Raw genomic sequence first — 11,794 nt, 5'->3', positions numbered from 1 at the left:
GTGCGTGACGCCGAGGCGTCCTTCGCCGACCTCAAGCTGACCTGGTCGTTCCGCTCGACCGACGATGTTCTGACCGCGGTCGACCGCGTCTTCGCCGATCCAGCCGTGCGGCGCGGCATCAGTCATGATCCCGATCCGCTTCGCCACCAGGCGATCCGCACCGACGCGCCGGGCTATGTCGAGGTGTGGCCGTCGGTCGGCGCCGATGTTGTCGATGAGCCCGACGACTGGACGCAAGCCATCGACCATGCCCACGCGCCGGCGGTGCGCGTGGCCGAGAACGTCGCCGCCACCATCGCCGGCTGGATCGGCAGTGGCGAAATCATCGAAGGCCGCGGCAAGCGGCTGCGGCCGGGCGATGTGCTGGTGCTGGTGCGCAAGCGCGATCGCTTCGTCCATGCCCTGACCCGCGCACTCAAACGCCGCGACATTCCGGTTGCCGGCGCCGACCGGTTGAGCCTGCCCGGGCACATCGCGGTCAAGGACCTGATCGCGCTCGGTCACCTCCTCATCCAGCCGCAGGACGATTTGTCGCTTGCCGCCGTGTTGCGCAGCCCGATCTTCGATCTGCCGGAAGAGGCGCTTTTCACGCTCGCCGCGCAGAGGCCGGCCGGCCTGTCATTGATCGCATCGCTGCGACAGCACGCCGGCGAAAGCGAGAGACTGGCGAAGATCGTCGCCCAGGTCGACATCTGGACGAACGAAGCCGCGTTTAAGCCAGTGTTCGAATTCTACGCCGCCCTGCTGGCGCGCGATGGCGTGCGCCGCAAGATGATCGCGCGGCTCGGGCCCGAAGCTGGCGATATTCTCGACGAGTTCCTCAGCTTCTGCCTTGCCGAGGAGCGAACCGGCCTGCCGGGGCTGGAAGCCTTCCTGTCGACACTGGAAAACGCCGGTCCCGAGATCAAGCGCGAGATGGACCAGACCCGCGACGAGGTCCGGGTCATGACCGTGCACGCCGCCAAGGGCTTGGAAGCGCCCGTCGTGTTCCTGGTCGATGGCGGTTCCGCGCCGTTCAGCGACCAGCATTTGCCGCGCCTGATGCCCTTCGATGGCTCCGGCGCGAACTGGGACGGCAAGGGCTATCTCTGGCGCTCGGCCAGCGAGGTCGCCAACGGTTTTTCGAAAGCGGCGGCCTCAAGGGCACGGGAACTCGCCGACGACGAATACCGCCGGCTGCTCTATGTCGGCATGACCCGTGCCGAGGACCGGCTGATCGTCTGCGGCTATCATGGCAAGCGGGCGCCGAACGCCGGCACCTGGCACTCGATCGTCAGCCGCGCGCTGATCGGCGCGTCGGAGAGCGAGCAGCGTGCGCATCCCGCCGGCGGCGAGCCGGTGCACCGTTTCCATGTCACCAAGCTGCCCCCCGTCGCGCCAAGTTCCGCCGATCAGCTACGGCAGGCCGACGCTTTCGCGCCTTTGCCGGCGACGCTGTTCCGGCCCTTGCTGCCCTTCGAGGATCTGCCGCGTCCGTTGTCGCCATCGGGCGCCTCGGCGCTGATCGACGAAGGCAAGCAAGCCGTTGTCGACAAGGCGTCGCCGGTGCTCGACGCCGACGCCGAGCCCGGCTTTGCCGTGCTGCGTGGGCTCGCCCTCCACAAACTGCTGCAGATGCTGCCCGGTATTGCCGAGCCCGAACGTGCGGGAGCGGCAGAACGCTATCTCTTGCGAACCGGTGCGGACTGGCCGCCATCAGAGCGTGAAAAGGCCCTGGCGTCGGTCACATCGATCCTTGCCGATCCCGGCTTCGGTCAGCTGTTTGCGCCATCGTCGCGTGCCGAGGTTGCGATCATGGGCAGCCTGGAGGTCAAGGGCAAGAAGCGCTCGATTTCCGGCAAGATCGACCGGCTGGCGGTAACGCCGGACACGGTATCGATTGTCGACTACAAGACCAACCGGCCGGCGCCCGCCAGTCTGGCCGAGGTGCCGCCGGCCTATGTCCTGCAGTTGGCGCTCTACCGCGCGCTGTTGCAGCCGCTCTATCCCGGCCGCACGGTCAAGGCGGCCTTGCTGTTCACCGAGGCGCCGCGGCTGATCGAACTGCCTGCCAGCGCCTTGGACGACGCCCTTGCTCGACTCACGGGAGCGTGACACAACACCTGCTTGAAGAAGGGCGCGATCACCACCACATTTGGTGGGACAAAAACTTTCAAAAGGATTTTTCCATATGGCAACCGTGAAGGTCGACAAGAGCAACTTCCAGGCTGACGTGCTTGACGCCAACGTACCGGTCGTCGTCGATTTCTGGGCGGAATGGTGCGGTCCCTGCAAGATGATTGCGCCGGCGCTCGAAGATATCGCCACCGAACTTGGCGCCAAGGTCAAGATCGCCAAGCTCAACATCGACGAGAATCCGGAGCTTGCCGCCCAGTTCGGCGTGCGCTCGATCCCGACGCTGATGATCTTCAAGGGCGGCGAAATGGCCGACATGAAGGTCGGTGCCGCGCCGAAGACCGCGCTGTCGCACTGGATCAATGGCAACCTCGCCTGACCCATCTGAAATTCCTGATATCAAGCCCGGCCTCGCGCCGGGCTTTTTGTTGGCGTCATCGGTGCGTGGCTCTGGCCCTCGCGTCCGGGCACTCCATGTCATCTGCTCGAGGCAGACAGGAGAACCCCATGACCGGATCCGCCAAGGCCACCGTCTTCATCGACAACGAGCGTGTCATCGTCACCGAATACCGCTTCGCGCCGGGCGAGAACACCGGCTGGCATCGCCACGGCCACGACTATGTCGTCGTGCCGCTGATGGACGGCAAGGTGAAGCTGTTGACCAAGGACGGCGAATCCTTTGCCGAGATGAAGAAGGGCGCGCCCTATTTCCGCAAGGAGGGCGTAGAGCACGACGTCATCAACGCCAATGAAGGCGAATACGCCTTTATCGAGATAGAGCTGAAGTAACGTCGCCTATCAATGCGCTGGAAATCCACCGCGTGATGGCACGCCATCAACTGCCACCTTGATGGCAGCAGTGGATCGGCCTATATCCGTTCTAAAAGGGAGTTCGAAATGGCCGAACCACAACTCTCAGTCCGAAGCGCAAAAGCACGCGACCTGGCTCATAGACTTGCTCGTCGTGAAAATCGTTCGATAGCCGATGTGGTCGAACGTGCGCTCGAATCCTACGAAATTCGTGAAGCTGGCCGTGAACCTGCTTCCACCTTCTATGCCAGCTTGACTGCAAACCATGGCGCCGACATCGATCTGGAAAAGATCATTCGCGAAGGCCGCCAGGTTCATTCGGGACTTGAGCTTTGATTTTCGTCGATACCAACGTGATTTCGGAGAGTCTGAAGAAGGCGCCGGACCAAGCTGTCCTGGCATGGCTTGTCCGCAATGACGCTGAACTGGCCCTTCCCACAGTGACGATTGCTGAAATCGCCTTCGGCATCCAAAAAATACGGCCTGATGAGCGTGCCGATCGGCTGGAGCAGGGACTTTCCCGGTGGCGCCATCGATTTGCCGGCCGGATTTTTGGACTGACTGAAGATGCTGCCTTGGCTTACGGCGAGATCATGGGTGCCGCGACACGCCAAGGTGCCGGCATGTCAGCCCCCGATGGCATGATTGCGGCGATAGCGCGCGTGAACGGTGGCCGGCTGGCAACGCGCAATCTCAGCGACTTTGGCACCACCAGCCTTGATCTGATCTCACCGTGGGATTTCTGAAGGTCGAAAGCCAAGGTTCGGCCTCAGCCGCCGCAGCCACCCAAGGCATGAATAGTCGCCTGCTTCAGGTCGGCGGGGTGCCGTTCTCGGCCAGCACCGCTCCGGTCAGATACAACGAACCGCTGATCAGGATGCGTGGCGACGGGCCGTCCCAGGTGTCGCGCAGCAGCATCAGCGCGCTGGCGACGGAACTCACCGGCTCGGCGGTCAGCCCGGCTTCCGTTGCGCGGATCGCCAGTTCGTCGTTCGGCACGCCGGCCTCGCTGAGGCTCACCGGCACCGTGTAGACATGCCGGGCGAGGCCCTTGAAGGCACGGAAATAGCCGCTCTGGTCCTTGGTGTTGATCATGCCCGAGATGAGGAACAGCGGACGCGGGTTCTTCTCTTCCTGCTCGGCCAGCGCTTCGGCAACCACCACGCCGGCACCGGGATTGTGGCCGCCGTCGAGCCAGATATCGGCGCCCTTGGGTGCCAGTTCGGCCAGCCGGCCCTGCACGAGCTTCTGCATGCGGCCGGGCCAGGCGACATTGATCATCGCCTTTTCGGCGGCGCGATGGCTGATCTCGAAACCGGCCGCTTTGACCGCGGCGATCGCCGCCGCCGCATTGGCGAACTGGTGGCGGCCGGGCAGCCTGGGCGGCGGCAGGTCCATCAAGCCGTCTTCGTCCTGGTAGACCATGCGGCCGTTTTCCTCGAAGGCAAGGAAGTCCTGGCCGTAGACGAAGGTGGGGCATTCAAGCCGCTCGGCGGTTTCGATCAGCACCTGCAGAGCCGTCTCGCTTTCCTGCGCGCCGATGACCACCGGACAGCCGGGCTTGATGATGCCGGCCTTTTCGGCTGCGATCAGTTCGACACGGTCGCCGAGATAGGCCTCGTGGTCGAGCGACACCGGCATGATCACCGACACGGCCGGCTCCTTGATGACATTGGTCGCGTCGAAGCGGCCGCCGAGCCCGACTTCGATGATCGCAGCGTCGGCCTGGTGTTCGGAAAACAACAGGAAGGTGACGGCGGTGAGGATCTCGAAGACGGTGATCTTCTCGCCTTCATTGGCCCTGGCGGCACGGGCAATGGCATCGGCGAAAACCCTGTCCTCGACCAGCCTGCCGCCGCCATCGGCGGCCAGCCGGTAACGCTCATGCCAGTTGACCAGATGCGGCGAGGTGTGGACATGGACGCGGTAGTCCGCAGCCTCGAGCAGGGCGCGTGAAAAGGCTGCGCACGAACCTTTGCCGTTGGTGCCGGCGATGTGGATGACCGGGGGCAGCCGGTCCTGCGGATTGTCAAGCCGCTCCAGCAGCCGCGAAATGCGGTCGAGCGAAAGGTCGAAGCCTTTCGGATGAAGCGCCATCAGGGCTTCGATTTCGCGGTCGGCGGCAAGCGTCGTCATGGTGGAATCCTAGCGCATGAGCCTGAAAACCAGAATCGGTTTCGGATGGCCATGGCAATCAAAGGCTACAGCGCGCCGAAGCCCTCGTGCAATCGCGGTCGCGGCGCTTCGTGTCGCTTCAGGCTTGCGGCCGAGCTTCCGCGGCAACCACCGCCGGCGGCAGGATTTCCGGCTCCAGCGTTTTTTGCTCTTCCGGCAGCTTGAGCAGCATCTTGAGCAGGCGCGCGATCGTTTCACGCATTTCCAGCCTGGATACGACCATGTCGACCATGCCGTGCTCCATCAGATATTCGGAGCGCTGGAAGCCATCGGGCAGTTTCTCGCGGATCGTCTGTTCGATGACGCGCGGTCCGGCAAAGCCGATCAGCGCGCCGGGCTCGGCGATGTGCACGTCGCCCAGCATGGCGTAGGAGGCGGTCACGCCGCCCGTGGTCGGGTTGGTCAAAACGACGATGTAGGGCAGGCCGGCTTCCTTCAGCCGGTCGACACCGACCGTTGTCCGAGGCAATTGCATCAGGGACAAAATACCTTCCTGCATGCGGGCGCCGCCGGAAGCAGCAAACAGGATCAGCGGCCGCTTGCGCTGCAGGGCCACTTCGAAACCGTGCACGATGGCGTCGCCGGCGGCCATGCCGAGCGAACCGCCCATGAAGGCGAAGTCCTGCACCGTGACCACAACCGGAAGACCCTCGACGGTGCCCAGCGCATTGATGATCGCGTCCTCAAGGCCGGTCTTGGCCTTGGCGTCCTTCAACCGGTCGACATAGCGCTTCTCGTCGCGGAATTTCAGCGGATCCTGCATGACCTTGGGGTTGTCCAGGGTCTCGTATTTGCCGCCATCGAAGAAGAATTTCAGCCGCTCCTTGGCCGAGATCTTCATGTGATGACCGGACGAGGGAATGACGAACTGGTTCGATTCCAGGTCCTTGTGGAACACCATCTCGCCGGTCTCCGGATCCTTGATCCAGAGATTCTCGGGCATGTCGGTGCGCCGGCCGAGCATCGAATTGATCTTCGGGCGAACGTAATTGGTGATCCAGTTCATCGCTTCGGCTCCTGTCCTGACGAAGAGTTGCTAATGCATGTCGCCCAAAAGTGGGAACCGGTTCTGGGATAACGGCATGCACAAGACCTGACGTAGGGAAACTATTCGGCAGCAGCAAGGCGGGCCGAGCGCACGCCTTGCGCTAGGCCGCTGACCAGCGTGGCGACGGCCTCGGCCGGATCGGCGGTCTTCTCGCCCTTCGGCCCCAGCACATTGGCCACCGCATTGACGATCGCGGTGCCGACGACGACGCCGTCGGCATTGGCGCCGATCACCCGGGCCTGCTCGGCGGTCTTGACGCCGAAGCCGACGCAGACCGGCAGGTCGGTGTGGCCCTTGATGCGCTTGACCGCCGCCGCCACCTTGCCGGTGTCGGCCAGTGCCGAGCCGGTGATGCCGGTCATCGACACGTAATAGACGAAGCCCGACGTGTTCTGCAGCACCTTGGGCAGGCGTTTGTCGTCGGTGGTCGGCGTCGCCAGCCGGATGAAGTTGATGCCGGCTTTCAATGCCGGAATGCACAGTTCCTCATCCATCTCCGGGGGCAGGTCGACGACGATCAGCCCGTCGATGCCGCTGGCGATCGCGTCCTTGAGGAAGCGGTCGACGCCATAGATGTAGATCGGATTGTAGTAGCCCATCAGCACGATCGGCGTTTCATTGTCGCCAGCGCGGAAGTCGGCCGCCATCTTCAGCGTCTTGGCCAGCGTCTGGCCGCCTTTCAGCGCCCGCAAGCCCGCCGCCTGGATCGCCGGGCCGTCGGCCATCGGATCGGAGAACGGCATGCCGAGCTCGATAATATCGGAACCTGCGCCCGGCAACGCCTTCATGATCGACAAAGAGGTATCGTAGTCGGGGTCGCCGCCCATGAAATAGGTGACGAGCGCCGGGCGGCCTTCGGTCCTGAGCTTCGCCATGCGGCGGTCGATGCGGGTGGCCATGATCAGATCTCCATGCCCAGCATGCTGGCCACCGTGTGCACGTCCTTGTCGCCACGGCCGGACAGGTTGACGATGACGATCTGATCCTTGTCCATGGCAGGCACGATCTTCACCGCATGCGCGATGGCGTGCGCCGATTCCAGCGCCGGGATGATGCCTTCGACGCGCGTCGTCAGCTTGAAAGCCTCCAGCGCCTCGTCATCGAGGATCGGCACGTATTCGACCCGGCCTGAATCGCGCAGCCAGGAATGCTCCGGCCCAACGCCGGGATAGTCGAGGCCGGCCGAGATCGAATGGCCGTCCATGATCTGGCCGTCGGAATTCTGCAGGAGATAGGTGCGGTTGCCATGCAGCACGCCCGGCGCGCCGGCATTCATCGAGGCGCAATGCTCGATGCCGTCGAGACCGCGACCGCCGGCTTCGATGCCGATGATGCGGACCTCCTTGTCGTCGAGGAAGGGATGGAACAGGCCGATGGCGTTCGAACCACCGCCGACAGCGGCGATGATGGTGTCGGGCAGCCGGCCTTCCTGCTCGAGGATCTGTGCCCGCGCCTCGATGCCGATCACCGACTGGAAGTCGCGCACCAGCTCCGGATAGGGATGCGGGCCGGCGGCGGTGCCGATCAGGTAATAGGTGTCCTCGACATTGGTGACCCAGTCGCGCAACGCCTCGTTCATGGCGTCCTTCAGCGTGCCGTGGCCGGCGGTCACCGGGCGCACTTCGGCGCCGAGCAGCTTCATGCGGAAGACGTTCGGGCTTTGCCGGGCAACGTCTGTGGCGCCCATGTAGACGACGCAGGGAAAGCCGAAGCGGGCCGCAACCGTGGCCGAGGCCACGCCGTGCTGGCCGGCGCCGGTCTCGGCGATGATGCGCTTCTTGCCCATGCGCTTGGCCAGCAGGATCTGGCCGAGGCAGTTGTTGATCTTGTGCGAACCGGTGTGGTTCAAATCCTCCCGCTTGAAGTAGACCTTCGCGCCGCCCGCGAGGCCCCTGGCCGAGGAAACCTCACGAAGATGCTTCGTGAGGCCTTCGGCGAAATAAAGCTTCGACGGCCGTCCGGCATAGTGGGTCGACAGGTCAGTCAGCTCAGCCCTGAAATCCGCATCGTTCTTGACCTCGTTCCAGTGCCGCTCCAGATCGAGGATCAGCGGCATCAGCGTTTCGGCAACGAAACGACCGCCGAAAATGCCGAACATGCCCTGTTCGTCGGGCCCGGTGCGGAAGGAATTGGGTGTCGCCGGCTTGTTCATCGCCGATCTCCTGGCATCTTGACTATGAGGCATGTCCTTGTCGGAAAACCGGTTCCCACTTTTCCGGGACATGCTCTGGTTTGAGGCACCACTAGGCTGCGCGGGTGTTCCGCGCGGCCCTGACGGCCCGGAAAAACTGTTCGATCAGCGCCGGATCCTTGACGCCCGGCGCGCTTTCCACGCCTGAAGAAATGTCGATCCCAGGCGGGTTGGCAAGCCGAAGGGCATCGCCGATATTGGCGGCGTTGAGCCCACCGGAAAGCATGTAATCGACGCCGCCGTCAAGGCCGGCGAGAATGCGCCAGTCGAAGGCAACACCATTGCCGCCCGGCAGTTCGGAGCCTTTCGGCGGCTTGGCGTCGAACAGGAACCGGTCGGCTATGCCGATGAATGGCTTCATTCGTTCGAGATCGGCGGCCTCGCTGAGCGGCAGCGCCTTCATCACCGGCAGGCCATAGCGGGCTTTGACCTCGGCGACGCGCTCGGGCGTTTCCGCGCCGTGCAGCTGCAGCATGTCGGGCTGCATTTTGGCAACGATTTCATCCAGGAAGGCGTCGCCGGCATCGACGGTGACGGCAACCGCCATCGCCTTGCCGCGCGCGGCCTCGCGCAGACGGCCAGCCTCGGCAGGTTCGACATAGCGCGGGCTTTTGGCGAAGAAGATAAACCCGACATGGCTGGCGCCGCCGGCCAGCGCCGCGGCCATTGCCGCGTCGGTCTTCAAGCCGCAGATTTTGATGTCGAGTGCCATGGCGCGGGAATTGGCATGAAAAGCGATAAGAGTCGAGAAAAAGCATGCTGTTTGCCGGCACGGCCAAAGGCGCTACCTATGGATGGACAGGACGCAAGGCGGGAGCACGATCATGGCCGACAGAACCGTAGCCGAACTCAGGCAGAAGATTGCGCAGGCGCGCGAGGTCATCGCGCACCTGATCGACAAGGCCGCCTTCAATGGCGCCGAGGCGCACCGCGCGCTCGACTATTTCGGCGGCGATGAGTTCGACGGCAATTTCCTGCCGTGGCCGCATCATGGCGATGAGGGGTTGCGGCCCGAAGACTTGAACGCCGCCAACGACGATTGAGCGATCTACTCGAACATGATCGCTTGCAGCGCACCGCCATTGCGCTTCAGCCAGTCCTTGCAGCGATCGGTGTCGGGGCAGAGCTTTTCGCACAGTTTCCAGAATTTCGGGCCGTGGTTCATCTCCTTGAGATGCGCCACTTCATGCGCGACGAGATAGTTGATGACCGGCGACGGCGCCATCATGATGCGCCAGGAAAAGGACAGATTGCCTTCGGAGGTGCATGACCCCCAGCGGCTTGACGTGTCCTTGAAGCGGATCGCCTTGGCGCGCTTGCCAAGCGCCTCGGTGTGCTTGGCCACCAGCTTCTCGATTTCCTTCTTGGCCTCGCGCTTGAGGAAATCGGCGAGGCGGCGCGGCAGATGTATGCGGTCGCCATGCACGATCAAGAGCGGACCACGTTCGTCGCGCGACACGGTGACGGTGCCGCGCTTTGACGGTTCATGGACGATGCGGTGCGGCACGCCGCGCACCGGGATCCTGATGCCGGGCCGCACCTGCGGCCGCGTCGGCACCTTGGCCAGTCGCTGCTCCAGCCAGTCCTGATGCCGCTCGAGGAACCTGTCCACTTCGCCGCGGCGCAGGCCTGGCGGCACGGTGATGCGCAGACCCTGGCCGCCTGAATCGATACGCAGCGTCATTCGGCGCGCCCTGGCGCTCTCGACGATCTTGAGCGGCAGCGTGCGGCCGGCGACGCAATATTCGCGCTCCACGACAGGCGTGGGCTTGGGCTTTGCCAGATTGCGAAAGAAGCCGAGAGTCATGGGGGGACGATACGCGATTCGAGAAAAACGACTAGAACAAAAAAGAAACGGCGCCGCTCGCGCGACGCCGTTTTTTCACGATGTGACCAGTCGCCGGATCTCAGTCGTCAAGCAGGTTCGAACCCTTGCCACGCTTGGTGGTCGTCGTTCCGGTGCTCGGATCGGTCTTCGTCGGCGCCGTCGACTTGTTGCGGTTGGCCATGAAGCGGTCGAACTCGTCCTGGTCCTTGGCGCGGCGCAATTCGCGGGCGTATTCGTCGAACTGGGTCAGCATCTCGTCGAGCTTGCGGCGCTCTTCGTTCAGCCGCTCAAGTTCCTTTTCGCGCCAGTCGTCGAAAGCGACGTTGCCGGTGCGGGCGGAACCATTGCCCCAGCGCGCGGCCTTGTCGGAACCGCGGCGGCAACCGGCGAAGATGCCGTCGGTCGCGCGGTTGACGTCACGCTTGAAGCCATCGAGGCGGTCGCCCCAGATGATGTAGGCGAGCATGGCGAAGCCGAGTGGCCAGAACACCATGAAACCCACAACCATCAACGCGATGGTTGCCGGCGTCCAGGCCGGACGGATCAATGCGGATGTGTTCATTTTCTCCCATTCCTTCGGTTGGAGACAGCCAAACCCGGCTGCGTGGAATCGAAATGGGAAGAGAAAAACGGCGATTCAAGACAATGTCCGCCAAATCCGGACAAGCATCTGAAATGTTTATCGCTTTTTGATCATATCGAGGAAAAGCACGACCAGCCCGGCAATCAGGCCCCAGAATGCGGCGCCAACGCCGAACAGCGTCAGACCCGACGCGGTGACGACAAAGGTGACGGTGGCAGCCATGCGATCCGCCTCTTCCTTCAGCGCGATAGAAAGCGCGTTGGCGAGCGACGCCATCAGCGCCAGGCCCGCCACCAGTACGATCAGGCTCTGTGGCAGCACCGCGAAGATCGCCACCAGCGAAGCGCCGAAAATCGCAAAGATGAGATAGGCGAGCGCATAGAACGGCCCGGTCTTCCAGCGCTCGGCGGGGTCGGGGTGGACGTCCGGCCCGGTGCAGATCGCCGCCGAGATCGCCGCCAGATTGGTGGTCGAGCCGCCGAACGGCGCCGACAGCAGCGAAAACAGGCCGGTGACGCCGATCAGCGGGCCGGGCTCCGGATGGTAGCCGGCGGCGCGCAGCACGGCGAGGCCGGACAGGTTCTGCGAAGCCATGGTGACGAGATAGAGCGGCAGTGCCAGCCCGATCACCGCCTTGGCGGTGAAATCAGGCGCAATCAGCGTCAGCGTCGACAGTTCCGGTGTCGGCAGGCCGCCGACACGGCCGGTGAGGAAAGCGGCGAGGCCACCGCCGATCAGCACCGCCAGCACCGACAGCGCCGGGTTGAACAGGCGGATGACGAAGAAGGCTGCAATCAGCGGCAGGATCAGCCACGGGTCGATGGGAATGGTCTTCACCGCATTGAGCGCGAAGGTGACGACGATACCGGCCAGCATGCCCGAGGCGACGGAAGGCGGTATTCTCGAGATCAGCTTCGTCAGGGGCCGAAACAGCCCGGTGGCGATCAGAAGGACGCCGGTGACGATGAAGGCGGCGACGGCCTCACCCATCGAAAAGCCGCTCGATGCCGCGATCAGCGCCAGGCCCGGCGTCGACCAGGCGGT

14 protein-coding genes are annotated in these 11,794 nt (G+C 63.7%); 6 read left to right on the top strand and 8 right to left on the bottom strand.

Annotated features, from left to right (window positions below):
- The 5 genes from addA to ENZ74_RS08190 all read left to right on the top strand — a co-directional run.
- The coding region (addA, locus tag ENZ74_RS08210; RefSeq protein WP_127312725.1) for a double-strand break repair helicase AddA at positions 1-2,094 on the top strand (2,094 nt) is incomplete at its 5' end.
- A gap of 76 nt (positions 2,095-2,170) precedes the next feature.
- Positions 2,171-2,494 (top strand): thioredoxin, encoded by a 324-nt coding sequence (gene trxA / locus ENZ74_RS08205; protein ID WP_013528326.1) that lies wholly within the window; start codon positions 2,171-2,173, stop codon positions 2,492-2,494.
- Positions 2,495-2,622: 128 nt separating this feature from the next.
- The gene (locus ENZ74_RS08200) at positions 2,623-2,904 is read left to right on the top strand and encodes a cupin domain-containing protein (RefSeq protein WP_013528325.1); all 282 of its coding nucleotides are present in this window, start codon (positions 2,623-2,625) and stop codon (positions 2,902-2,904) included.
- 108 nt (positions 2,905-3,012) lie between these two features.
- Positions 3,013-3,261 (top strand): type II toxin-antitoxin system VapB family antitoxin, encoded by a 249-nt coding sequence (locus ENZ74_RS08195; RefSeq protein ID WP_013528324.1) that lies wholly within the window; start codon positions 3,013-3,015, stop codon positions 3,259-3,261.
- Complete coding sequence (locus tag ENZ74_RS08190) at positions 3,258-3,671, top strand: type II toxin-antitoxin system VapC family toxin (protein WP_063169784.1); 414 nt, start codon at positions 3,258-3,260, stop codon at positions 3,669-3,671. The genes ENZ74_RS08195 and ENZ74_RS08190 overlap by 4 nt, the downstream gene beginning before the upstream one ends.
- A 64-nt stretch (positions 3,672-3,735) precedes the next feature.
- Here the strand turns inward: ENZ74_RS08190 and ENZ74_RS08185 are convergent, their stop codons facing one another.
- From ENZ74_RS08185 to ENZ74_RS08165, 5 genes are all read right to left on the bottom strand, one after another.
- Positions 3,736-5,061: a folylpolyglutamate synthase/dihydrofolate synthase family protein gene (locus ENZ74_RS08185; protein WP_063169785.1), complete on the bottom strand. Its 1,326-nt coding sequence runs from the start codon at positions 5,059-5,061 to the stop codon at positions 3,736-3,738.
- 118 nt (positions 5,062-5,179) lie between these two features.
- Positions 5,180-6,106, bottom strand: coding sequence for an acetyl-CoA carboxylase, carboxyltransferase subunit beta (accD, locus tag ENZ74_RS08180; protein ID WP_013528321.1), 927 nt, complete (start codon positions 6,104-6,106; stop codon positions 5,180-5,182).
- A gap of 101 nt (positions 6,107-6,207) precedes the next feature.
- Positions 6,208-7,047, bottom strand: coding sequence for a tryptophan synthase subunit alpha (trpA, locus tag ENZ74_RS08175; protein ID WP_027161022.1), 840 nt, complete (start codon positions 7,045-7,047; stop codon positions 6,208-6,210).
- 2 nt (positions 7,048-7,049) lie between these two features.
- Positions 7,050-8,300 carry a tryptophan synthase subunit beta gene (gene trpB / locus ENZ74_RS08170; protein WP_013528319.1) on the bottom strand — a complete coding sequence of 417 codons (1,251 nt, stop codon included), beginning with the start codon at positions 8,298-8,300 and terminating at the stop codon, positions 7,050-7,052.
- A 91-nt stretch (positions 8,301-8,391) separates the two neighbouring features.
- On the bottom strand, positions 8,392-9,051 hold the full coding sequence (locus ENZ74_RS08165; RefSeq protein WP_024501981.1) for a phosphoribosylanthranilate isomerase: 660 nt from the start codon (positions 9,049-9,051) through the stop codon (positions 8,392-8,394).
- A gap of 112 nt (positions 9,052-9,163) precedes the next feature.
- Between ENZ74_RS08165 and ENZ74_RS08160 the strand changes: the two genes are divergently transcribed.
- Complete coding sequence (locus ENZ74_RS08160) at positions 9,164-9,382, top strand: hypothetical protein (RefSeq protein ID WP_013528317.1); 219 nt, start codon at positions 9,164-9,166, stop codon at positions 9,380-9,382.
- Between the two features lie 5 nt (positions 9,383-9,387).
- On the opposite strand, the gene ENZ74_RS08155 is transcribed toward ENZ74_RS08160, so the two are convergent.
- From ENZ74_RS08155 to ENZ74_RS08145, 3 genes are all read right to left on the bottom strand, one after another.
- Entirely contained in the window at positions 9,388-10,146 is a 759-nt protein-coding gene (locus ENZ74_RS08155) for a M48 family metallopeptidase (RefSeq protein WP_063169786.1), read from the bottom strand.
- Between the two features lie 100 nt (positions 10,147-10,246).
- Positions 10,247-10,729, bottom strand: coding sequence for a DUF2852 domain-containing protein (locus tag ENZ74_RS08150; RefSeq protein WP_063169787.1), 483 nt, complete (start codon positions 10,727-10,729; stop codon positions 10,247-10,249).
- Between the two features lie 117 nt (positions 10,730-10,846).
- Positions 10,847-11,794: benzoate/H(+) symporter BenE family transporter (locus ENZ74_RS08145; RefSeq protein WP_127312724.1), on the bottom strand; the 948-nt coding region annotated here is incomplete at its 5' end.

This window comes from Mesorhizobium sp. M7A.F.Ca.CA.002.15.2.1 (assembly GCF_003998715.1).
In the GTDB taxonomy this organism is placed as follows: domain Bacteria; phylum Pseudomonadota; class Alphaproteobacteria; order Rhizobiales; family Rhizobiaceae; genus Mesorhizobium; species Mesorhizobium ciceri.
This window is presented reverse-complemented; position numbering and strand designations above follow the sequence as displayed.